General features: G+C 37.8%; 15 protein-coding genes. 11 read left to right on the top strand and 4 right to left on the bottom strand.

Going from position 1 to position 25,336, the window contains the following annotated elements:
- Positions 1–170 precede the first annotated feature (170 nt).
- Positions 171–1,955, top strand: a complete 1,785-nt coding sequence (locus ACJVDH_RS05250; protein ID WP_443946520.1) for a glycoside hydrolase family 15 protein — start codon at positions 171–173, stop codon at positions 1,953–1,955.
- 179 nt (positions 1,956–2,134) lie between these two features.
- On the opposite strand, the gene ACJVDH_RS05255 is transcribed toward ACJVDH_RS05250, so the two are convergent.
- The 4 genes from ACJVDH_RS05255 to ACJVDH_RS05270 all read right to left on the bottom strand — a co-directional run bounded on the left by ACJVDH_RS05255 (position 2,135) and on the right by ACJVDH_RS05270 (position 8,146).
- Positions 2,135–2,815: a hypothetical protein gene (locus ACJVDH_RS05255; RefSeq protein ID WP_443946521.1), complete on the bottom strand. Its 681-nt coding sequence runs from the start codon at positions 2,813–2,815 to the stop codon at positions 2,135–2,137.
- Positions 2,816–3,038: 223 nt separating this feature from the next.
- Complete coding sequence (locus ACJVDH_RS05260; RefSeq protein WP_443946522.1) at positions 3,039–5,228, bottom strand: bifunctional alpha,alpha-trehalose-phosphate synthase (UDP-forming)/trehalose-phosphatase; 2,190 nt, start codon at positions 5,226–5,228, stop codon at positions 3,039–3,041.
- A 121-nt stretch (positions 5,229–5,349) separates the two neighbouring features.
- On the bottom strand, positions 5,350–6,708 hold the full coding sequence (locus ACJVDH_RS05265) for a sensor histidine kinase (protein WP_443946523.1): 1,359 nt from the start codon (positions 6,706–6,708) through the stop codon (positions 5,350–5,352).
- 67 nt (positions 6,709–6,775) lie between these two features.
- Positions 6,776–8,146 (bottom strand): sigma-54-dependent transcriptional regulator, encoded by a 1,371-nt coding sequence (locus ACJVDH_RS05270; RefSeq protein WP_443946524.1) that lies wholly within the window; start codon positions 8,144–8,146, stop codon positions 6,776–6,778.
- Positions 8,147–8,495: 349 nt separating this feature from the next.
- Here ACJVDH_RS05270 and ACJVDH_RS05275 point away from each other — a divergent pair, with 349 nt between their 5' ends.
- The 10 genes from ACJVDH_RS05275 to ACJVDH_RS05320 all read left to right on the top strand — a co-directional run bounded on the left by ACJVDH_RS05275 (position 8,496) and on the right by ACJVDH_RS05320 (position 25,304).
- The gene (locus tag ACJVDH_RS05275; RefSeq protein ID WP_443946525.1) at positions 8,496–9,740 is read left to right on the top strand and encodes an efflux RND transporter periplasmic adaptor subunit; all 1,245 of its coding nucleotides are present in this window, start codon (positions 8,496–8,498) and stop codon (positions 9,738–9,740) included.
- Positions 9,741–9,745: 5 nt separating this feature from the next.
- Entirely contained in the window at positions 9,746–10,138 is a 393-nt protein-coding gene (locus ACJVDH_RS05280; RefSeq protein WP_443946526.1) for a hypothetical protein, read from the top strand.
- Positions 10,139–10,146: 8 nt separating this feature from the next.
- Positions 10,147–10,845 carry an ABC transporter ATP-binding protein gene (locus ACJVDH_RS05285; protein ID WP_443946527.1) on the top strand — a complete coding sequence of 233 codons (699 nt, stop codon included), beginning with the start codon at positions 10,147–10,149 and terminating at the stop codon, positions 10,843–10,845.
- Between the two features lie 80 nt (positions 10,846–10,925).
- Positions 10,926–13,307 carry an FtsX-like permease family protein gene (locus ACJVDH_RS05290; protein ID WP_443946528.1) on the top strand — a complete coding sequence of 794 codons (2,382 nt, stop codon included), beginning with the start codon at positions 10,926–10,928 and terminating at the stop codon, positions 13,305–13,307.
- A 110-nt stretch (positions 13,308–13,417) separates the two neighbouring features.
- Positions 13,418–15,787, top strand: a complete 2,370-nt coding sequence (locus tag ACJVDH_RS05295) for an ABC transporter permease (RefSeq protein WP_443946529.1) — start codon at positions 13,418–13,420, stop codon at positions 15,785–15,787.
- Positions 15,788–15,919: 132 nt separating this feature from the next.
- Positions 15,920–18,301 (top strand): ABC transporter permease, encoded by a 2,382-nt coding sequence (locus ACJVDH_RS05300; protein ID WP_443946530.1) that lies wholly within the window; start codon positions 15,920–15,922, stop codon positions 18,299–18,301.
- 448 nt (positions 18,302–18,749) lie between these two features.
- Complete coding sequence (locus ACJVDH_RS05305) at positions 18,750–21,140, top strand: ABC transporter permease (RefSeq protein WP_443946531.1); 2,391 nt, start codon at positions 18,750–18,752, stop codon at positions 21,138–21,140.
- A gap of 71 nt (positions 21,141–21,211) precedes the next feature.
- On the top strand, positions 21,212–23,635 hold the full coding sequence (locus tag ACJVDH_RS05310; RefSeq protein WP_443946532.1) for an ABC transporter permease: 2,424 nt from the start codon (positions 21,212–21,214) through the stop codon (positions 23,633–23,635).
- Positions 23,636–23,772: 137 nt separating this feature from the next.
- Positions 23,773–24,456, top strand: coding sequence for an ABC transporter ATP-binding protein (locus tag ACJVDH_RS05315; RefSeq protein ID WP_443946533.1), 684 nt, complete (start codon positions 23,773–23,775; stop codon positions 24,454–24,456).
- Positions 24,457–24,503: 47 nt separating this feature from the next.
- Positions 24,504–25,304, top strand: coding sequence for a helical backbone metal receptor (locus ACJVDH_RS05320; protein WP_443946534.1), 801 nt, complete (start codon positions 24,504–24,506; stop codon positions 25,302–25,304).
- Positions 25,305–25,336: the final 32 nt, after the last annotated feature.

A 25,336-nucleotide genomic window follows, 5' to 3' on the forward strand; every position in this document is an offset into this window, starting at 1 on the left:
TTTTTTATGCGTAGATTTCTTGGGAATCGATTCGCTGCGGTCCGCTCAGATGACCATATTTCCTAACAAATTTTTCAAAATCGAATCTCACATCTCCCTTATAGCAACTAAAATCAAATTCCTCCAACATTTTTTGTGCTGAACTGTTAATCCCTAAACAATTCACAAATATGGCCGATAAACACTTATACCAAACCGGAATTATAGGAAACTGTTCGTTTTTAGCACATGTAAACAAAAATACTGATATCTCTTGGCTTTGTTGGCCACGTTTTGATAGCCCTTTTTTATTTGGCAGCATGCTGGATAAAAATAAAGGTGGCGAGTTTTCGATCCTTCCTCAGGGCGAATACACCTCGCATCAATATTATATTGAAAATACAAATGTATTGCGTACAGAAATTACAGCAGAAGACGGGACTTACCGAGTAACTGATTTCGCGCCGCGTTTTCATTTGTATGAACGTTATTTTAAACCGCTGATGCTCATCCGTAAAATAGAGCCTATAACAGGAAACCCACGTATTACCATAAAATGCGATCCGGTGTGTGACTACGGAAAAGGTAAAATGCATGCCATTCCGGGCAGTAATCATATCGATTATATGGGTTGTGATGAAAATGTACGGTTAACCACAAACGCATCCATAAATTACATTATTGATGAAAAAGCTTTTGTTCTGAACGAAGCAAAATATCTGGTTATGACTTACGGGCACAACCTGGAAGCGCCGTTAGTTAGCACGTCAGAGAATTTCCTGCGCGAAACAATCAGTTACTGGAGAGTTTGGATTAAACACTCGTCTATTGCAGGTTTTTTTCAGCCCTTTGTGATCCGCTCGGCACTGGTTTTGAAGATTCATCAGTATGAAGATACTGGTGCATTTATTGCCGCAAGTACCACCAGTTTGCCAGAATCTCCGGGAAGTACCAGAAATTGGGATTACCGCTATTGCTGGCTTCGCGATTCTTTCTATGTGCTGACTTCGCTAAACCATATCGGGCACTTTGAGGAAATGGAAAAATATTTCAACTATCTTTCTGATATTTCTTTGGCAGAAGATACCCGTTACCAACCATTGTATGGAATTGGCGGAGAGCGCGAAATCACGGAGCGAACACTCGATCACTTGGATGGTTACCTTGGCGAGCAACCCATTCGTGTAGGCAATCAGGCATATGAACACATTCAAAATGATATTTATGGGCAGGTTTTAATTTCTATGCTTCCTTTATATACCGACCACCGTTTTGTTTTTTCTGAACGTAGTGACTCTGTAAAATGGCTGGAAAGCGTATTGTCTAAAATTGAACGTACCATTGATGAGAAAGACGCCGGAATCTGGGAATTTAGAAACATTGCAAACGTACATTGTTACAGCAATTTATTCCAGTGGGCAGGCGCACAAGCTGCATTAAAAATGGCTAAAACCATTGGCAATGCAGATTTTGAAGAACGTGCAACCGTATTGATCGAGAAAGCATCAGCACATATAGAAGCCTGTTATGATCCCATCAGAAAGGTTTATACCAACGCTGTTGGCAGCGACCATTTAGATGCGAGTACCTTACAGCTTATTGTAATGAATTACCTTGATCCAGCTTCTGAAAAAGCAAAAGATCATTTAAAAGCCCTGGAAGCCGAATTGAAAACAGAAGATGGTTTATTTTACCGTTATCTGCACGCAGATGATTTCGGAAAACCAAAAACGACCTTCTTAATTTGCGCTTTCTGGTATGTTGAAGCTTTGGCTTGTGTTGGCCGTGTGGACGATGCCGTTAAAGAATTTGAAAACATCATTAAATATTGCAACCACCTGATGCTTTTTAGTGAAGATGTAGATGCAAAAACCGGTAGTCAGTGGGGAAATTTTCCTCAGGCATATAGCCATGTGGGGTTGATGAATGCTGCCTATAGAATCGCAATTAAGCTAGATAAGCCTGTGTTTTTGTAGAATATTTGGAATGGTTGGATGAATGTATTTCATTTGCGGCCGATTCTAACTTTACTTGTTAGAACACATTTTGATAGCCAGACCTTACATAAAAAATCCAATGAAGCTGTTTTAATTGTCAGCTTTATTGGATTTTTTTTTCGAACGGGTGGAGTTTATTCACCCTATCAATTTAATTCCTAATATATGTAAGAGGTGGTATTAAATACGCCATCTTTTTGTACGGTTATACCATTATAGTATGTACCATAAGATGCGTTTGTAACAGTATTATACAGATAAACAGAATATTGTTTAACTGCCGGAATTTTAAATGAAGCGACTCCCAAATCGTTTGTTACGCCAGTGAAATCAGCTACCTTTAAGTTTGCTGCAGTGTTGTTGTTATAATTATATCTATTCGTAGGAATAATCATTACACCAATATTTTTTAATGATTGATTATTGTTGTACGATTTAATGGTTATTGTAACTGTTCCTGAATGATCAGTCACTTTAGTTTCTTTGTTTTTAACTGAACCCGTAGTTACCTGTACATACTCCTGTACAACATAAGTGATATTATTCACTTTTGCCGAATCTGAAATAACCTGGTAGTTCCTTGGATTTAGATCTCCGAAGTCTACCTGGCCATTTGCATCAGTAACCCGAGCGTCTAAAAGAACGTTTGTGTTTGAATAATATAAGTCCTGGCGATCATAGAGTGACAATTTAACATTTGGTAAACCCTTTCCGGAATCATCCAGCAATCTGTAAGTCAGTTTTCCGCTTGTGTTTAGTGTAACATCAACGTTAGTTGTTTTTTTGCATGAGGTAAAGGCTGCAGTAAGCAGAATTAAGAATGTTAATTTTGATTTCATTATTAAGTTTTTAAAAAATTTGCGCAAATATATTACAAAATTTAACTTAAATAGACTGGTAAATCATACGATGTGACGTTAATTTGTGTTTTTATTTAAACAGTTTGGTAGCTTTAAAATATTATAATCGTATAATATTGACTATTAATAAATTAGTATTTAAATGAAAAAGGATCCATCGCATTGCGATAAATCCTTTTTGTTGATGAATGTCAGTTCGACTTTATATTTTCGATGCAAATTCTTCTTTTACCAGACTCCAAAGTAGTTTTCTTACCTCTACAAAATCGTTCAGGTAGTATTTGGCTTCAGAAATATTGGCACCTACTTTCACGGTAATCGCATCATCGGGCAAAGCCCTAAAAATGTCTTCATCCGTTACATCATCGCCAAGCGCCATAATAAAATCTGTTTCCTTTCCATAAAGCCAGTTTAACGCGGCTTTACCTTTATTTACTTCAACGTTTTTAAACTCAATTACTTTGTTTCCGGGCATCAGTTGTAAGCCTTTATCAGCTGCCAGAATTTTTAAATGACTAATAATTTCATTGGCTCTTAAATCGCCCAAACCTTCATCCGCTTTGCGGTAATGCCAAACCAGCGAGTAACTTTTTTCCTCAATAAATGAACCTGGCGTTCTATCTGTATACGTTTCTAGCAAAGCCTTTATTTCCTGCTTCCATTGATCTGTAAGTAGCGGAAGTGAATTCCATTTATCGCCAAAAGACTTTTGCCATGCGCCGTGTTCGGCAATTAAATCCACTTTCAGGTGTCCAAACCACTTTTCTAATGTTTCATGTCTGCGTCCGCTAATGATTACAATTGTGTTCGCGGTATCTTCAGTAAGTTTAGTAATCAGGTCATACAATTCCTGATCGGGAGAGGCATCGTCTATGTTTCCGGAGAAACCAACAAGCGTTCCGTCATAATCTAAAAATAGCGTTCTGTTTTTCGAGTTGTTGTACTGCTCAGCAATAACCTGGTTAATTGCGTTTACGGCATGTTTAGTCAGTAATGACTTTTGAGAATCCTTCACTTCTTCCAATCTTAATATAAAATTTTGTACCCAATGTTTTACATTGAATTTTTCAACTATTGCGCGCATGGCTGTCATACGCTGTATTTGTTCTTCTTTTGGCATTTTCAATGCCGTCACAATGGCTTCCATAATATCGCCAAGGTTGTTGGGATTTACGACAAGCGCGTCCGTAAGTTCTTTTGAAGCGCCAGCCATTTCGCTCAAAATCAATACCCCGTCATTGTGGTTTCTGCTGGCTACATATTCTTTGCTAACGAGATTCATTCCATCTCGCATTGGTGTAACCAGACAAATATCTGCTGATGAATATAATGCCGATAAAACTTCTATCGGAAACGATCTATAGAAATAATTTACCGGAATCCAGTTGATGGAACGATATCTGGCATTCAGATTACCGACAAACTGGTCGATCTGTTCGCGGAGATCGCGGTATTGCGGCACACTGTCTCTTGATGGCACAACGATCATAAACAATTCAATTTTACCGATATATTCCGGATGAATTTGCAGAAGCAATTCCAGAGCTTTTAACCTTTCCAAAATGCCTTTACTGTAGTCGAGCCGGTCAATCGATAAGATAATTTTCATGTCTTCTTTTCCGGATCGGAAAAAATCGATTTCTTTTTTTACTTCGTCTGTAGTTGTTAGACTGGCGAACTTCTCGAAATCAATTCCCATAGGAAACGCTTCGACTACAATCTGATGATCTTCTCCATTTAAAACATTGGATGTGGAATTGATGGGTAGAATCCGCGTTGCGGTACTTAGAAAATGCCTTACATCGTCATAGGTATGAAAGCCGATTAAATCTGCACCGGTTAAACCTTTAAGCAATTCTTCGCGCCAGGGGATAAGCCTGAAGATTTCGTACGAAGGAAAAGGAATATGCTGAAAAAAGCCGATGGTAGATTTCGGTAGACGTTCTCTGAGGATGCCGGGAAGCAGCAAAAGTTGATAATCCTGAATCCAGATCCGGTCATTTTTATCCAGAACTTTTAGTGCGCTTTCAGCAAATTTTTTGTTGACCGCCTGGTAACAATCCCAGTAGCTTTGTTCATAATGGGCATAAGTAACCAGATAATGAAAAACAGGCCATAAAACTTCGTTAGAAAAACCTTCATAATATAGATTGATCTCGTCTTGAGTTAGAAAAACAGGAAATAAATTTAATGCACGCAATTTTTCAATTACTTCTTCCTGGCGATCTTCCGGAACATCGATTCCAGGCCAGCCGACCCAAATGGAATTGCCGTTTTTATACACGTCTGCCAAACCTGTTGCCAGGCCGCCCTCGCTTGGAATGAAAGTGTATTCGTTGTTTTCTTCTATAATTTTGACGGGGAGTCTATTCGATAGTATAACTGTCTTCATGCTTCTTTTTGATGTATCCACATAATAAAAAGCATATAAGACCGTTTTTGTTTGAATTTTTTGGTTTTAGCCGATTTAGCAGCCTCATTCTCCTTTGATGAAGGTGTTTACATTTAAAATCTTATTGGTAGTTAAATATGAGCGAAAAAGTTGAGCCAAGTTGTGGAGTGGAAATCACTTCCAGACTTCCCCGGTGCATCTTCATAATATTGCGGCTTATGGTGAGTCCAATTCCGGAACCGTTTTTCCGGGTGGTGTAAAAAGGGACGAAGATTTTCTCAATATCTGCACCTTCAATTCCTTTTCCGTTGTCTGCTACATCAATGTAAAGCTTGTTGTTTTCTAACCGATAACTGATTTTGATATGTGGATTTTCGGTAAATTCTACAGCATAAATACTGTTCGTTATCAGGTTAATTAATACCTGCTCTACCAATTTAAGATCTAACTGCAAGGTGATTTTGGATAAAGTCTGCTCTACATCAAGTACAATGTTTCTACCTGAAGCAAAAGGCTGCATGAGTACTTTTATGTGTTTTAAAATTTCGCCGATAGTGTGCGCTTCCAAATCTGGCGTGGGAAGTTCTGCAATGAGGCGATAGTCTTTCACAAAATCCAGTAAACCAGCTGAACGCCTTTTAATGGTTTGCAAAGCCATTTTAAGATCGTCCATATCTTCTGAAGTCAGGTTTTCCTTATCGCTAACCATTCCGTTAATTGTGTCAGACAATGAGCTGATTGGTGTGATAGAATTTAAGATTTCATGAGAAATTACACCGATTAAACGATTCCAGGCTTCGGTTTCTTTCTGCTCAATTTCGTCTTTAATGTTTTGAAAACTGATGATCGTATAATTGTTTCCATATAAATTAAGTGGAATAACTTCTGTAGAAAGCTGTGTAAGTTTATCTTGGATTTTCAACTCCAAAAAACGTTTTCCGCCTTGCGCAATTTGTTCTGTTGCTACAGCAAAATCATTCAAATGTTCTTTTAAACGGTGCCAATATTTGTAAGCCGGCACAGAAAGCAAGTTGGATGCGGCCTGATTAAAAAAGACAATTTCTTGGTTTACTTTTTCATTTGCCAATGCATTTACAACAATTACACCTACCGGAACTTGCTCTAAAATGGTTTTAATCAGTTGGAACATGGCTTCTTGTTCCATACGGATTTGTTTGTGTACATGTAAGATATCGCCAAAAGATTCATAAAGTTCGGGGAAACTTCCTTGCGTTGCTTTATTTTTAAAATTTAGGGTATGATCTCTGGTTTTTACGGCAAGAATAAATCGCTTAATATCTGATCGGATTTCGTTGATGTACAAATACAACGAGATAATTAAGGCAATAAAAATAAATCCGACACCGGCTATTGTAAACCAAAGTGCTGTGCGGGTAATGAGATAAAACAACAGGTAGCCCATTAGGTTAATGATGAGCAAACGAGATATCAATCGAAATGTAAAACGTTTATAGAACATTTTTTAGATCATTGGTTTATTTGGTAGGGTTATCGAAGGTTTTATTTCGCGCTTTTCACTCCTTAAATTATATTCCGAATTTTTCAATTCTACGGTATAATGCTGCGCGGGTTAAACCGAGTTCTGCCGCTGCGCGGGATATATTGCCTTTGTGCTTATCTATGGCTTTCTGTACCATCAGTTTTTCCATATCTTCTAATGCCATTTCATCGGGTACTGCATTTGAGGCACTGAAGCGTTGCGGACTTAATTGCAAATCTTCTTCGCCAATTTCAGTTCCATCGGCCATAATTACAGCACGTTCCAATACGTGTTGCAATTCGCGAACGTTTCCGGGCCATTTGTAGTTCAACAATACTTGTGCTGCCTTTGGATGAATGCGCTTAATTTCTTTGTGGTATTTGTTACTGAAATTTTGCATAAAATGATCGGCAAGCAAAAGAATATCTTCGCCGCGTTGCCTTAGTGGTGGCAACATCAATTCTACCGTATTAATCCTGAATAGTAAATCCTGCCGGAAGGTATTTTTCGCTACCATTTCATTTAAAGGCATATTGGTTGCTGTTATTAAGCGCACATTAATTTTACGCTCTTTGCTTTCGCCCAGTCGGGTTACCGTTCGGTTTTGTAAAACACTAAGCAACTTTGCCTGTAACGGAAGACTAAGGTTGCCAATCTCATCCAGAAAGATCGTGCCGCCTTCGGCGAGTTCAAAACGGCCGGGTTTATCGTCTTTCGCATCTGTAAATGCGCCTTTTGCATAACCAAAAAGTTCACTTTCAAATAAGTTTTCGTTTAAAGAGCCTAAATCTACATGCATAAAAACCTGATTGCGCCGTTGGGAATGGCGATGTATTTCATAGGCAAAAACCTGTTTTCCTGTCCCGTTTTCGCCCAGAATCAACACATTGGCATCGGTGGGAGATACTTTCAGGAGTGTGTTTTGCAGTTGTTTGATCCCGGCGGCCTGGCCAATAATATGATCAAATCCGCGCTCTATATCTTTCTGTAACGAAGAATGAATTTTTTCGAGCTTTTTAACTTTGCGGGTAGATTCTCTAAGTTTAGTTGCAGATGATAGGGTAGCGAATAGTTTTTCATTTTCCCAGGGTTTGAGAATAAAATCTGTCGCGCCATTTTTAATGGCTTTCACAGCCAGTTCGACATTGCCAAAGGCTGTCATTAAAATTACTACATAATCTTTATCTACAGATAAAATATGCTCCAGCCAATATAAACCTTCTCTACCATCGCTCGCACCTTTTTGGTAATTCATATCCAACAGGATAATATCGACTTCATGTTTACTTAATAAAACATTGATCTCTTTCGGCGATTTGCAGAGTACAACTTCTTTTACCTGTTGTTTAAGAAATAGGCGTGCGCTGAGCAAAATATCGTCATCGTCATCAATAATTAAAACGGTTGCGTTTAACATAATTTGTATTTTAAAACCTCACTCTATCAAAGTGAGTGGTATTTGTTCTCTTTTGCTATCCCTCTCCTTGAAGAGAGTGAAATAGCATGTTGCGGTTTTAACCTCTTCGCAGCTAAGCATCTAGTTTTTTCTGCTCCCAACCCCCTCTCTTTAAGGAGAGGGAATGAAGGGGTGAGGTCCTTTCACCGCACTAAAATAATGAAACTGTTCGTTGCCGCACATAAACTGTTCGAAAATGAACATGTAATGAATTGAAATTATTTTAAAATATTGTTAATCAGTAAATTAAAATAATTTAACGCTTTGGCACAAGCTTGGATATTGAGCAATAAAATTGATTACCCGAACAATGGATAAAAAAATTGAGAAGAAAAGGTTTACATTAAAAACCATGCTAATAATGGCAGGTGCCGTTGTATTTGTAGCTGTTGTAATTTATGGGTATACGCTCTCATTAAATAAAGTTTACCGCGCAGATGCAGATAAATTAACCATCAGCAAAGTAGAGTACGGAGATTTTGAAGATGTCGTATTGTTAAACTCCAGTGTTGTTCCACTTACATCTGTAATTGTAAGTTCCTCAGAAGGTGGTACCGTTGCAGAGATTTTTACAGAAAATGGCGCATCTGTTGTAAAAGGGAAACCTTTGTTGCGCATTGCAAATTCTAATGCAATGTTAAGTTATACCTCCAGTCAAACTGCAGCCACAGAACAAATCAATCAATTGCGGAAATCGCGCTTAGATTTAGAACAAAATCAGCGTGTGCTCAATCAAGATGTTCTAGATGTAGAGAATAGTTTACGTACGGCGGTGCGTCAATATCGGTTAGACAGTTCTTTGTTTGCGAAAAAAGTAATTACGCTTCAAGAGTTTAATAAATCTGCGCAAGACTACGAATATTACCAGGGCAAACTTAAAATTGTAAAACAGGCCGTTTTGCAGGAAAACCAAAGCCGCAAAATGCAGCTGCAACAAATTGATCAATCTATGGCGCAAATGAATGAAAGTTTGAACATGATTCGTCAGAATATCGCCAATATGACCATAAAAGCACCTGTATCCGGAAAACTTTCGTCATACGATCCGGTAATTGGAAAATCTTATACCTCTAATGAAATGATTGGCAAAATTGATCTTTTGCAAGGATATAAATTACAGGCCGGCGTAGATGAATATTATATTAATCGCGTAAAAGAAGGGCAAACGGCAACTTGCGAGTTTAATGGGAAAACGTTCACATTAATGGTTAGCAAAGTAATTCCAGAGGTAACCAGCGGTCAGTTCCAAGTAGAAATGACCTTTAAAGATGTCGCGCCAGAAGGCTTGCGCAGAGGTTTATCGCTTCAAACAAAACTGACCTTATCAGACAACAGCAAATCTTTATTGCTTGCACAAGGACAATTTTTTCAAAGTACCGGTGGCTCTTGGGTTTTTGTAATCACAAATGGTAAAGCCACTAAAAGAAACGTAAAAATTGGCCGCAAAAACTATCTTTATTATGAAATAATAGAAGGTTTGCAAAAAGGCGAGGAAGTAATAACATCTTCTTATGATCAGTTTACTCAATATGACCAAGTAGAAATCAGCAAATAAAAAATATGAAAAAAATACTCATTACGCTCGCATTTGCCTGTTGCTTATACACCGTACAGGCGCAAGGCATTTTTAAAAAAGAAGCCAACTGGCAAGACAAAAAAAATGGCATTACTTACGAAATGAACATTTGGGCAAAATCTGCTAAAGATGAAACGCTAACTAAAGCACTAGCCAAATTTACACCAACTGATGAAAAATCACTTCTCGAAAAAGTAGAACTGATACAAGAAGGGAAATTAAAATTTAGTGTTCCACTCCGTTCAGAAACCACAGAAATACAGCTTGAACCCGGCTTATATACCTTTAAACTTTACCATAAAAAGTTGGGGATAAAAGAATTTGAAATAGAATTGAAAAAAGGGCAAAAAACAAATATCCAGCTTACAGCAAAATAAAAGGCTTTATGATTAAGATCGAAAAATTAGAAAAGGTTTATAAAACTGAAGAGATTGAAACTACAGCGTTGAATGGTATCAACTTACACGTTAAAGAGGGAGAATTTGTTTCTATAATGGGGCCTTCTGGCTGCGGCAAATCAACGCTGTTAAATGTAATGGGTTTGCTGGATAAACCCGAAAGTGGCAGCTATAAATTTATGGAAACAGAACTGCTTACTTTGAACGACCGCGAACGATCTAATTTCAGAAAAAGGAATATGGGCTTTGTGTTTCAAAATTTTAATTTAATTGATGAATTAACGGTTTTTGAAAATATAGAGTTGCCGTTAATTTACAATAAGGTTGCCGCTGGTGAGCGCAAGCGACTGGTAAATGAAATTATTGAACGCATGAATATTGTAAATCGAAGCGGGCACTTTCCTCAGCAATTGTCTGGCGGTCAGCAACAACGCGTTGCTGTTGCTCGCGCTTTGGTTACCAAACCGAAATTGATTTTAGCCGATGAACCTACCGGAAATCTAGACAGTTCGCACGGTAATGAAGTAATGGAACTGCTTTGCGAACTGAATGAAACCGGAACCACAATAGTAATGGTAACACACTCCAGTCACGATGCAAGTTTTTCTAACCGGATTATCAATTTAAAAGATGGCCATGTAATTTCTGAAAAGATTAATAAAAGCCGAAACGAAGAATTGATCTGACCGAAAATATCGAAGCCTAAAGTGTAAAACTAAAATAGCCTGTTACTTAATACTCTACCTTTTACTAAAAGCTCATACCCATGTTTAAACTGAATTTAAAAATCGCTTTGCGAAACCTTTGGAGAAACCGGGGAATTACGGCCATTAATATTGGAGGTTTATCTGTGGCACTCGCTGCTTTTATATTGGTTGTTTTGTATTACAATTATGAAACCGGTTATGATAAAACAAACCCGAACTACAATGAAATTTACATTGTTGGCAGAACATTAAAAGATCAGAAAACAAATTATACTGCAGCGCCATTTGGGCAGGCAATTCAAAAAAATATTCCGGAAGTACGTTCTGTCGGCTTAATGAAATACAGCTTTTTTGAGATCCCGGTTCGGAAAGACGATAATGCTACCTTTCTTAAAAAATGTTTAATGATTGATTATAATGCCGCAAAAATGTTTGATCTGAAGCCCGCAAATGGTTTATTAAGAAAACCGGAAGGTACAGATGCTTTGTTTTATTTAAATGCACAGCATTATCAAACACTGTTTCCGGCTAAGAAAAATAGTGGCGAAGAATTGATTACGCTGGGCTCTAAAGCTGCTGGTATGCAAGGTAAGGTACACAATGTAATTCAGTCTAACCCGCATTCTACAATAGAATTTGATGCGGTGTCGCTTTTTGCAAAACTCGGAGACGGCGAAGATTATAATGGCAACAATTATTATACGTACATACAAGTAAAACCCGGAACAAATATTGCCACGTTGGAGAATAAAATTAATACGCTTTACAAAAAGGAATTGCTGCAAAGCGGAGAAAATCCACAAGATGAATATTACAAAACCACAAGTATCTTTTTAGACGCACTTAAAAATCAACACCTTAATCCAAAAGCCGGGAATAATGCCAACTATAGGTTGCTGCTTGCTTTATCTGTTTTAGGTGGCGCAATATTAATTATTGCCTGCATAAACTTTACCAATCTCAGTATTGCACAAGCAGCAAAACGCGCACGTGAAGTAGGCGTAAAAAAAGTTATGGGCGCTTACCGGTTTCAGCTGGCTTTTCAATTTTTAGCAGAAATTTTTCTACAATGTCTTTTTGGTTTAATTCTGGCACTTATCCTTTCCGAGCTGGTTTTGCCGCGTTTTAATCAGGTTTTTGGGGTAACGCTTTCGCTTTGGTCTGCAGGGCTTTCTTTATATTGGCAATTGCCCGCGATCTTGATTGTCATCAGTTTTATTTCTGGTTTTTATCCGGCATTGGTATTATCAGGGTTTAAACCTGCACTGGTACTTAAAGGAAATTTCCAAACCAGTAAACAAACACATTGGTTGCGCAACGGACTTTTAATTACGCAATTTGTTGTAGCCGTGGTATTTATAATCGGCTTGCTCATTATCAATTCGCAGTTAAAATACATGCGGAGTGAAGATATTGGTTTCAAAACAGAACAGGTTGTATACATCCGCAACATCATGATTTTCTCCAAAGCCGATAAATTCCAATCCTTGCGAGATCAAATGCTCAAGATTGATGGAATAAAGTCGGCCACGGTAGCCAACTCCATTCCGGATGGTTCGCCAACAGAAAAATCCAGCTATACCATTGATGGGAAAGCAAATGAACTGAGTTTTATAGATGTAGATTATGATTATTTTGAAACTCTTGGAATACAGGTAAAAGAAGGGCGAACCTTTTCTAAAAAATTCAATATTGATACTGCGCGTTCAGCAATTTTAAATGAAACCGCGGTAAAAAAATATGGACTCACTAATCCGGTAGGTAAAAAAATCAGAGGCTGTAAAAATTTGGAATACACTGTGGTGGGCGTAATTAAAGATTTTAAAACACTGGGTTTTGAAAAAGCTGTAGAACCAACGCTTTATGTGATGAATAATCCTTGCGGCAATGAAATGAAGCGTACGGCAATTTTATTAAATATTGACCAGCAAAAAATGGGAACTGCTTTAAAAGCTTTGAAAAAAGAATGGTCTGGTATTAATAAATTAGATGGCGATGATTTTAGATATGAATTTTTGGACGATTTATACGGCAAATTATTTAGAAATCAAGAAAAACTTCAGTCGGTATTTTTTGCTGCCGCAATGCTCACCATTTTTATTGCAATATTGGGATTATTTGCCTTTGCGAAGTATTTAACCAATAGCAGAGTAAAAGAAATTGCCGTTCGAAAAATACTTGGAGCCAGTGACCTTCAGATCCTTAAACTTCTAAACAGCTCATTTTTTGTGATGGTACTTGTTGCCAACGCTATTGCCTGGCCTTTAGCTTACATTTTAACCAAGCGATGGCTGGATACTTTCGCCTATAGAATTGACTTGCCCTTTTCGCCTTTTATCATCAGCGTTTTTACTACGCTTTTTATAACCATTTTAACTGTAAGCCTGCAAGCCAATAAAGCGGTAAATGCGAGTCCGGTTGATGCACTGAAATATGAGTAGTGGCGAAAGCGCAACCTAAAATCAAAAATATATTATACAAAAAAAACTGAAAATTAATCAACAAGCCATTTGGTCTTGATACTGAATACGTGTTACCAAAATATTAAACCATGTTCAAATTAAACCTCAAAATCGCTTTACGGAATCTCTGGCGGAATAAGCGTTTCACCTTTATAAATGTTGGTGGATTGGCCATCGGACTGGCCAGTTGTATGGTGCTGCTGTTGTATGTTACTTATGAATGGGGCTACGATAAACAGTTCGCCAATCATGAAAAAAACTATGTAGTTTATCAAAATACGCCATCGAGCGGAAAAATATTCAGTTGGCCGTGGACTCCAAACGTGATGGCAAAAGAAATTCAGGAAAAAATTCCTGGTATCAAATATTCATCGCATTCAACTTATCCGCGTCCGAATTTGATCGCCAATGGCGAACGTAAATTTAAGCAAAGAGGCATTTTTACCGATCCGAATTTCCTGAAGATTCTGGATTATAAATTTCTGAAAGGTAATCCAGATGCGGCACTGAAAGAAGTAAATACCATCATCCTCACCAAAACCTTCGCTGAGAAATTATTTGGAACGGAAGATCCAATCAATAAAATGGTAAAAATAGACAATATCGATGTATTAAAAGTAGAAGCAATTATAGAAGATGTTCCGCCAAATAGCACACTTCAGTTTGATTATGTGATGCCTTGGGCATTGTTTGAAAAACGCGAATCATGGGCCCGCGATCCGAATTGGGGCAATAACATGTGCCTCACAATTGTACAGTTGAATAATACAGCGGCTTTTGTACAGGCAAATGTTGCAATAAAAAACATTTACAAACGCAACCAAAGCGGCGGTATAAGTGAAGCATTATTATTTCCTCTGGATAAATGGCATCTGTATGATGATTTTGAAAATGGTAAATCTGTTGGTGGCAAGATTGACCAGTTAAAGATTTTTCTTTTACTGGCCATTTGTATACTGTTAATTGCCTGTGTAAATTTCATGAACCTTTCTACTGCAAGCTCAGAAAAAAGAGGCAAGGAAGTTGGCGTGCGTAAAGCAATTGGTTCTTCAAGAAAATCTCTGGTAGGGCAATTTCTTTTAGAATCATTAATTCTGTCGCTACTCAGTACAATTCTTGCTTTCGTACTTGCAGAAGTCAGTTTACCTTACTTCAATAATTTGCTGGGCATTGAATTGGCTATTCAATATCACGACTGGAAATTCTGGACAACGCTTTTGAGCTTAATGATATTTACCGGGTTAATTGCCGGAAGTTATCCGGCCATTTATCTCTCGTCATTTGAGCCAGTGAAAGTTCTTAAAGGTGTCAACATGAAAATTGGCTCAAGCGTATCAATCCGGAAAGTTTTGGTTGTAACGCAATTTGTATTTGCCGTATGTCTCATTATCTGCACTTTCGTGATTTACCAACAGCTCGACTTCATCAAAAAGAAACCAATTGGTTACGATAAAAAGAACTTACTTCAGCTGGCAGTACAAGGAAATTTGCGCAATATAAATAAGCTGGAATTGCTTAAAGACAAGTTGTTAAAATCTGGAGCGGCAACTTCAGTATCGTTTTTTAGTCTTGACATAAGCGAAGGTGGCAATAATACAATGGATGTAAGCTGGCCGGGTAAAGATCCAAAGCAAGATATTCTGTTTAACCAACGCGGAATTGGCTATGATTTTATTCAATCTATCGGCACTGAATTGGTTGCTGGTCGCGATTTTTCTGCCCGATATAAGAACGACACGAATACCATTATGTTGAATGAATCGGCCGTTAAAATGATGGGTTTAAAAGAGCCTGTTGGTAAAATAGTCAAATGGAATGAAAAAGATTGGAAAGTAGTTGGCGTGATGAAAGATTTTGTTGTAGAATCGGCTTATCAGAAAGTAGCACCTATGTTTTTCTATCCAATTAACTACAGCGGGGCAGAAATTGTTATTATACGTTTAAATCCTTCTGCAAACGCAGGAAGTTCGTTATCGAAAATTGATCAGATTGTAGAAGAAATTGAACCGAATTTTCCGGTTGACCGGAAATATGTAGATGAAAGTTTTGCATTAAAATTTAAAAATGAACAACTATTAGGCACACTTTCCAATTGGTTCGGCAGTTTCGCCATCTTCATTTCCTGTTTGGGTTTATTGGGGCTGGCGTTATTTATGGCAGAACAACGAAAAAAGGAAATCAGTATCCGTAAAGTGTTGGGCGCAACTACTGCAAACATCTTAACACTTTTGAATAAAGATTTCATCAAACTGGTGGCTATTGCCAATGTAATTGCCTTTCCGCTGGCTTATATTATTATAGACCGATGGTTGTCTGCTTATGAATATCGGGTGTCCATTTCGGTTTTGCCTTTTGCCATTGCAGTAATTTTATCGGTTGTAATTGCCATCCTCACCGTAAGTGTTCAATCTGTTAAAGTGGCAAAATCAAATCCAATAGATGCACTGAAATATGAGTAAAGAGCAGAAAGCTAATAGCGCAAAGAAAAAATCATAAAGAAAAATGGATTGCTCAGAAAAAAAACTAAATAATCAACAAGTTATCTGGTCTTGATACTTGCCACGTAATACTTGCCACCAAAATACTAAACCATGTTCAAACTCAATTTAAAAATCGCTTTGCGAAATCTCTGGCGGAATAAAGGTTTCACGCTCATAAACCTCGGCGGCCTGGCCATTGGAATGGCTTGCTGTTTAATGTTGTTGCTATATGTAAGCTATGAATGGAGCTATGACCGGCAGTTCAAAAACGTCGATAGAATTTATCAAGCCGCTTTAAATTTAAGTGTTAATGGCAAACTCAGTACCACTTTCGCATTGCCAAACCGCTTGTCTGCTGCGGCATCAGCAGAATTGCCGGAAATAAAACGCAGCGCGCGGGTATCCTTTAATAAAAATCCGAAACTGTATAGCCATGGTGAAGATCATTTTAAGCTTATACCGTCTTATGTAGATCCCACCTTCCTGAAAATATTTGATTATCATTTTATTTACGGAAATGCAAATAGCGCTTTAAACGAACCGGGAGCGGTGGTGATTAATGAAACTACAGCTAAAAAGTTGTTCGGTCGGGAGAATCCCATAGGTCAGCGGATTACTTACGATGGCAGAAATGAACTTAAAGTGAGTGCGGTGATTGAAGATTTGCCCAAAAATCAAACCATACAATTTGAGGTTTTGCACCCTTGGTCTTTTTTTGATCAGCTGAATCCTGACGACCGCCAAAACGGTTGGGGCGCAATAACCTGCATGACGTATTTTGAGTTAAACGAAGGCGCCTCTCTCGAAAATACAAATCAGCTCCTACAAAAGTTTATAGTTAATAAAGCGCCAAATCTGGCGGATATGACTTATCAGCCTTTTCTTTTTCCGATATCGAAGATGCATTTATATCAGGAATTTAGAAATGGAAAATCTGTGGGCGGACGCATAGATCAGGTCAAATTATTTCTCTTTTTGGCCTTTTGCGTATTGTTCATTGCCTGTATCAATTACATGAACTTATCTACCGCGCGTTCAGAAAAACGTGCACGGGAAGTTGGTGTACGTAAAGCTTTAGGCTCTTCCAGAAGTACCATTATGGGACAGTTTATGATCGAATCTATAATGCTCTCGCTGGTTGCAATAGTAATTGGATTTACGCTTTCTGAAATGTTGTTGCCTTATTTCAATCATCTGCTCGATATAGAAATAAAAATAAACTACAGTTCGGCGACAGTTTGGACTGCGCTATTAGGTTTAGCAATCGTGTCCGGATTACTTGCGGGAAGTTATCCTGCATTTTACCTGTCTTCTTTTATTCCTATTAAGGTATTAAAGGGCTTTAAAGGCTCTTCAGGTTCACTGTCTATCCGGAAAGTCCTTGTCGTATTGCAATTCGGATTATCCATTTGTATGATCATTTCTGCCGTAATTATCTATAAACAAATTCAGTTTATGCGCGATAAACCGTTGGGTTTTGATGTTGCTGCTTTGGCACAGATTGATTTGGAAGGCGAATTGTTGAAACCAGGCAAACTGGAAATCCTTAAAAATGAACTTAAACGAAGTGGAGCAGTAGAATCTGCAACTGAATATGCTGGTTCGTTTACTTTTGATGGCAACATTACCAGCGATTTCTCCTGGCCAGGTAAACCAAAGAATGATGTTTCAATAGTCAGTTACCGAAGTATCGGTTTTAACTTCGCACATACAACAGGCGTGAAAATTTTAACCGGACGGGATTTCTCGCCAAAGTTTCCTTCTGATACGTCTACATCTCTGCTGTTAAATGAGGAAGCTGTTAAGTTGATGGGATTAAAAAATCCGGTTGGAGCAGCAATTTTTTGGGGAAATGAAGGTCCGCTAAAGATTGTTGGCGTTGTTAAAGACTTTTTCAATGAATCGCTCGGATCAAAAGTATCGCCAACGGTTTATTATTATAATATCAAACAGAGCCAGTCTTTACTGTTGAAATTAAGTCCGAAACAATCATTAAGTGCATCAATCGAAATGATTAAACAAATTAGCCAGCGCATTAATCCGGCATATCCGGTAGAAATAAAACTCGTGAGTGATGGGATGGAAGAAAAAATACAAACAGAAAAGCTACTAAGCGTTCTATCGAATGTTTTTGGTGGATTTGCCATCTTTATATCCTGTTTGGGCTTGCTGGGATTGGCACTTTACATGGCAGAACAACGAAGTAAAGAAATTAGTATCCGGAAAGTTTTGGGTGCAAATTTATCCGATATTTTAATGTTGCTGAATAAAGATTTTATGAAATTGGTTATCATCGCCAACATCATTGCCATTCCTGTTGCCTATATATTAATCAGCAGATGGTTGGAGAAATACGATTATAAAATCAGCATCAGTGTGTGGCCGTTTTTGTTTGCGCTTTTAACATCAATATTCATTGCCATTGTCACTGTGAGCCTGCAAACGTTTAACGTCGCAAAAGCGAATGCTGCGGATGCACTGAAGTACGAATAGAGCAGAGGAGCGGAGGGCGTGTAGCGTTTGGCGAAAAAAGCTGAAAGTTTAAAGACCTAAAGGTAATAGCAAGAAAAACTGATCGGTAAAAAAATCAATCTGAAAAATGAAAACATCAGTGTAATCAATCACGGTGATTCTTTTTTCGTGATAAGGCCTTGCGCTAAACCAAAAAAAACACATACAAAACCTTGAAGTAGATTTCTCTGTGCGTCACTCTGTTATCTCTGAGGTTTTGCAAAGCTGCCGTCCATAAGTGAACAGTAGCTGTTCATAAACGGACATAAATTTTGTTCTATATATATTAAAGTATTGAAAAGCAGTGATTTATAAATTTATTTTTCATTGGTATTAATTTGGCATATGCCAGAATAAATCAAACAAAACGGACACGGTTTTAGAGTTTTGATAACTTTAATTCAGAATCCAAATTTGCTAATACGAAAACATGTTTAAGCTTAATCTGAAAATCGCCTGGCGAAACCTTTGGAAAAACAAAGGTTACACGTTAATCAATATTCTCGGTTTATCCATCGGGATGGCAAGCTGCATTCTGATTTTTATTTTCATTCGTTACCAAATGAGTTTCGATAAGGGATTTAAAGATAAAAACAGAATTTATCGGATAGTGTCCATTTGGGATTATGCCGATGGAAACCGGTTTTACTCTCAAGGCGTTCCATTGCCACTTGCACCAGCAATGCGCGATGATTTTTCGCCCTATATCGAAAAAATTTCTGCGATAGAAAATACCGCAGGACTGATCAAAATTACAGATCCTTCCGGGAAAGAAAAGCTTAAAAGCATTGAAGATGTTTTTTACGTTGAACCCGATTTTTTTGAAATTTTTAACTACAAATGGCTGTCTGGCAGTTATAATTCTTTGTCCGATCCAAGTCATGCTGTAATTTCTAAAGAAATGGCCAACAAATTTTTTGGCGATTGGAAAGCAGCGCTTGGAAAAACCATCAATTTTGAAGGAAATATCAACTATACAATTGGTGGGGTTATTGATGATATTCCGGAAAATAATTCGGTACAAATGAAAATCATGTTTCCTTACAAATCTTTCAAAGATAGGGAAGCGAAAAATTGGGGTTCTGTGAGTTCAAGTTCAGAAGCCTATGTTAAATTGAAACCGAATATCACGATAGAGACGCTCAATGGCCCATTGAAATCGTTTAATAAGAAATATTATGTAGAGAAGGCACCAGGCAAGGAAAGCCATCTTCTGCAGCCTCTAAATGACATCCATTATAATGAAAAGTTCGGTAATTTTTCCGGTCGGATAATGCCTAAAAAGCAATTGTATGGATTGGTGGTAATCGGTTTTTTCCTTATGGTAGTGGCATCCATAAATTTCATTAATCTGGCAACAGCGCAGGCTGTAAGTCGGAGTAAAGAAGTTGGCGTGCGTAAAGTTATGGGTAGCCAGAGAGGGCAATTGATTGTACAATTCCTAACCGAAACATTTACTATTGTTTTTATCTCACTTTTGGTTGGAAGTGTTTTAACAGAAATGGCGCTTCCTGCTATGCAAAATCTGTTCAGCTCTAAAATATCATTCAGTATTTTCCAGCATCCGGTTATTCTAGTTTTCATGTTGTGTTTAGTCATTTTTGTGAGCGTGCTGGCCGGTTTTTATCCAGCCGTGGTTATGTCAGGTTTCAATCCGGCATTAGCCATTAAAAATAAAATTGCAGCAAATACAGGAGGTTTAGGATTAAGAAAAATCTTGGTTGTAGCACAGTTTGCCATTACTGCGGTACTCATTATCGGCACACTTGTCATTCTTCAGCAAATGAAATACATCCGCGAACAACCCTTAGGTTTTAATCCAACTGCAATTGCAATGGTTGATTTACCGAATGATAGTTTAACCATCCACCGTTTTTCTACATTTAAGACCCAACTGAAACAAGTTGCTGGAGTAGAACAAGTGAGTTTTTGCAGAACCGCACCATCTTCGCAAAATAACAATGGAAATACGTTTACATTTAACAATAGCGAAACCGTTAGTTTTCAGGTAAATACCAAAAATGCCGATGAAGATTATTTGAAAACTTTTGATTTAAAGCTGGTTGCCGGTCGTAATCTTGTTAAATCTGATACAATAAATGAATACCTGGTAAATGAAACATTGCTAAAAAAGCTGAATGTGAGAAATCCGAATGAAGCGATTGGTAAAATGATTTCTATGGGAGGAATGAAAGCGCCGATTGTAGGTGTAATCCAGGATTTTAAAAATAAGAGCCTTCATGAAAATATCGATCCAATTTTGGTTGGCGCACTTAAACCACGCTTTTTTTATGCAGCCATTAAATTAAATTCTAAACAGATGTTATCAACAATGAAAACTGTAGAACAAATTTGGCAGAAAACCTTTCCGGAATATGTCTATAACGAATCTTTTTTGAATGAAGATATCAACAATTATTATCAGGGCGAGAAAATTTTGGGCACGCTATTTAAAGTTTTTGCCGGGGTTATTATTTTCATTTCCTTTATCGGTTTATTCGGCTTAATTTCTTTCGTGGCCACACAAAGAACGCGCGAAGTTGCCATCAGGAAAGTTTTAGGTGCATCAACAATAGAACTTGTGAAAATGCTTAACGGTTCATTTTTGTTGATGGTATTTATTGCCAATTTAGTTGCATGGCCGCTAGCTTATCTGTTCGTTTCTAAATGGCTCTCGGGTTTTGCCTATCGGATTGAGATCAGCATTTGGCCTTTTGCTTTTGCGATGTTCATCTCCATGTGTATTACGCTAATCACTGTAAGTTTACGATCTTATAAAGCAGCTGTTGCCAATACAATTGATGCGCTAAAATATGAATAAGACTTACCTAAAAGATCAATAAATACTAAGTTTTGATACTTACTACCGTTACTACTAAATACATCCCTATAATGTTCAAACTCAATCTAAAAATCGCCTGGCGAAACCTCTGGAAAAATAAAATATATGCAGCAATCAATATTGGTGGTTTGGCATTAGGTTTAACAGCATTTGTGTTGATGCTGTTGTATATAAACCACGAAGAAAGTTATGATAAATGGTCGGCGGAACTAAAAAATATCTATCAGATTAGAGAAAGGCATAGCTTTTTTACACCAGATAATAAAGAACATTGGCAATCCAGTAACGACAGCAGGATGGCTGCCCTCATTCGGCAAAATATACCGCAAGCGCAGGCCGTAACAAAGGTAGATCAGATTTGGGATTTTAACGCCGGTTATTCGGTCAAAATAGACCATGCGGACGCTGTAATGATAAAAGGTATTCGTGATGCCGATAGCAGTTTTTTCAAGGTTTTTCCATTCAAATTTATTCAGGGAAATGCAGAAACAGCACTTATAATGCCAAAATCTATCGTATTGAAAGAAAGTGTTGCGATTCAACTCTTTGGTACCACGAAAGTATTGGGCAAAACAATGAAGGTTATTGTTTGGAAAGATGATCCCGGAGAGATGTTTACCGTTCGTGGCGTAGTAGAAGAACCGAAAAGTCCGCAAACTTTAGTTTTCAGTGCAATTATGCGTACAGGTTGGCAAGATACTGATCCAACTGAGCCATCAAATCACCATTACTGTGAAGTTTATGCTAAGGTGCAAAGTGGAACGGATTCTGCATTGTTTAATACATCATTGCAGAAAACATACGTACAGTTTAAGAAGGAATCTTTTGTAAAACGGAAAATAGAATACGATACATATTATAAAGATGGCAATAAACCCGGACTTAAAGCGCTTTCAATAGCCGATGTTCATGGAAATCCACCTTTTGAAATGAGTTGGTTTGAAAAATTAAAACCTATTATTGGTATTTCTATTTTCCTGTTGCTGGTTTCCATCATCAATTTTGTTAATCTCGCAACAGCGCAATCTGTACAACGTGCAAAAGAAGTTGGCGTACGCAAAGTTTTGGGCTCTTACAAAAGGCAGCTGCTTGCACAATTTTTAATGGAGTCTGCCTTGCAAAGCATTACAGCACTTTTTTTGTCTATTGTTTTTATAGAAATGGCTTTGCCTTTTTTTAATCAGAATTTCAATGTAACACTTAGTTTCTGGCACAATACGCAATTGCTCAGTATTTTAATGCAACTGTTTGGGTTGTTTTTAATTGTAACCTTACTTGCAGGTTTTTATCCGGCATGGATGGTTTCTAAATATAATCCTGTTTCGGTACTTAAAGGCAATTATGAAAGTGGCTTACGTGGCATAGCCTTGCGAAATACACTTGTGGTTTTTCAGTTTATCATTTCGGTAACGTTTATGATTGCAATTGGAATTATGCATAGGCAAACGCGATTTATGATGGAAAAAGACCTCGGATTTGAGCGCGCCAATCTGATTAATATCAGAACCAATTACAATGAGAAATTCGCAGATCGTCTCCGGCGCATTCCGGGGGTGAAATCTGTTGCCACTACAACGCAATTACTTGGGAATGTATTTAACAACAATTCAGATATCGCATACAACGGGCATACCATCCCATTAAACACCGTAACCATTTCTATGGACGCCTTGCAAACCCTTGGCGCAAAGTTAGTGAGTGGCAGACTTTTCTCTCGTGCGTATAAACAAGATACCGTAAATGCCGTAATCCTAAATGAATCTGCCGCGAAATTATTGGATAAACAACCTATCGGCAAAATGTTTGACCTTGCAGGAAGGGAAGAAAAATATACTTTTCAAGTTGTTGGCGTAATTAAAGATTACCATAACGAAGGTTTTGATAAAGCTGTGCTGCCTACAATGTACAAAGTAACCAAACTTGGTGGCACCAGCATGACCAATAATGTAATGGTTAAGTTTGATTCTGATAACAGTGAAGCCATCTTGAAGAAAATAAAGGCAGAATGGAATTTATCTTATCCAGAATTTCCGATGGCTTACACTTCTATGGATGATGCATTTTGGAAAGTGATGGAAGCAAACGATCGTTTTATCAGAATGATTGTGCTTTTCAGTACCGTATCTATTTCTTTATCTCTGTTGGGTTTGTTTGCGCTTTCTACTTTTGTGGCCAAACGCCGTACAAAAGAAGTTGCGGTACGCAAGGTTTTGGGTGCGTCTGATTTTCAGATTATCAATCTTTTAAATAGATCTTTCTTAATTCTGGTCATTACTGCAAATATTATCAGCTGGCCAATCGCCTATATTTTGGTCAAAAAATGGTTGCAAGGTTTTGCCTACCGAATTGATATGCCTATTTTTCCATTTTTGCTGGCTACAATTGTTTCTGTAATTATAGCGGTATTAACGGTAAGCATTCAGGCGCGGAAAGCAGCTGTTGCAGATCCTGTAAATGCACTCAAATATGAATAAGGAATAGTCCTTAGAGAGAATAATAGAAAAGTAACACGTAAAAAGAAAGATCAACCAGACCTTACTTTAGGCCATAACATCTAACCTTATACTTGCTATTTACGATTTGCTAACTAAAAAACACTTTATCCTAAACAATGATACAACTCAACAACATTGAAAAATACTATGCAAACAAGGGCGTAAAAAATTATGTACTTCGCCTGGTGACTACAGAAATTAAACAAGGGGAATTTGTTTCCATCATGGGCCCATCGGGAGCTGGAAAATCAACTTTGTTAAATATCATCGGGATGTTAGAAGAACCTACTTATGGTACGTATCATTTTTTAGACGAAGATGTTACCCAATTAAATGAACGGAAGCGAATAGAGCTTTACCGCAACCATATTGGTTTTGTTTTTCAGGCTTATCATTTGATTGACGAAATGACAGTGTATGAAAATATAGAAGCGCCTTTACTGTATAAAAAAGTGCCATCAGGCGAACGGGCCAGTAGAATTGCAGATTTGCTTGATCGGTTTAATATAGTGGCCAAGAAAGATTTGTTTCCAAATCAGCTTTCGGGCGGCCAACAACAGCTTGTTGGCATTGCGCGCGCATTGGCTGCGCAGCCATCAATTATTCTCGCAGATGAACCCACCGGGAATCTTCAGTCTGCACAGGCAGAAGAAATTATGGAACTTTTTCAAAAACTAAATAAAGAAGATGGCATTACCATTATTCAGGTAACACATTCAGAAAAAAATGCGCAATATGGCAGCCGGATTTTGAATATTGCAGATGGCGTTGTGAAAGAAGACTTGGCAGTGGTGCAATAACAAATTCTGAGCAAAGGGATTTCTGGTTTGTTTTCTATCTTTAGCCCATGCAAAAATCTTTTACAGATCAGCTGGGAAATGAGATTTACGTCAATTTTCCGCCCAAGCGCATTGTTTCTATCGTTCCTTCGCAAACAGAGTTGTTGTTTGATTTAGGTCTCGATCAGGAAATCGTGGGTTTAACAAAGTTTTGTATCCATCCAATAGATAAGTTTGCAACACGCACAAAAGTTGGCGGAACAAAAAAACTGAATATTGATCTTATCAAAGATTTGAATCCAGATCTCATCATCGGGAATAAAGAAGAAAATACGCAAAGCGATATTGAAGAACTTGCAGCGGCATTTCCGGTTTGGATGAGCGATATTTTTACGCTGGATGATGCCATGAAAACCATCAGTCAAATAGGGGAGTTAGTTAACCGGGATCCGGAAGCTGCATATCTGAATCATTTAATTTCGGCTGGATTTTCAGATTTAAGAACACTGGCCGCCCAGCATCAGATTGATAAAAAAGTAGCCTATTTAATCTGGAAAAAACCTTTTATGGCTGCAGGGCAAAATACTTTTATCAATGATGTTTTGCTCAGCAATGGTATGCAAAATGTAATTCAGCTTGATCGATATCCGCAAATTACTCTTGCGGCACTGAAGGAGTTAAATCCCGAATTGATTTTGCTGTCCTCAGAACCTTATCCCTTCGGAGAAAAACATATTCAGGAGATTTCTACAGCGATTCCCTCTGCCAAAGTTAAACTCGTTGATGGCGAAATGTTCAGTTGGTATGGAAGTCGTTTGGTAAAAGCAGTACAGTATTTTTTTGAGTTTCAGAAAGAACTTTACGAATAGTTTATTGTTATTTGTAGCATTATCATCGTTAA

This window comes from Pedobacter terrestris (genome assembly GCF_052343045.1).
Lineage (GTDB): Bacteria > Bacteroidota > Bacteroidia > Sphingobacteriales > Sphingobacteriaceae > Pedobacter.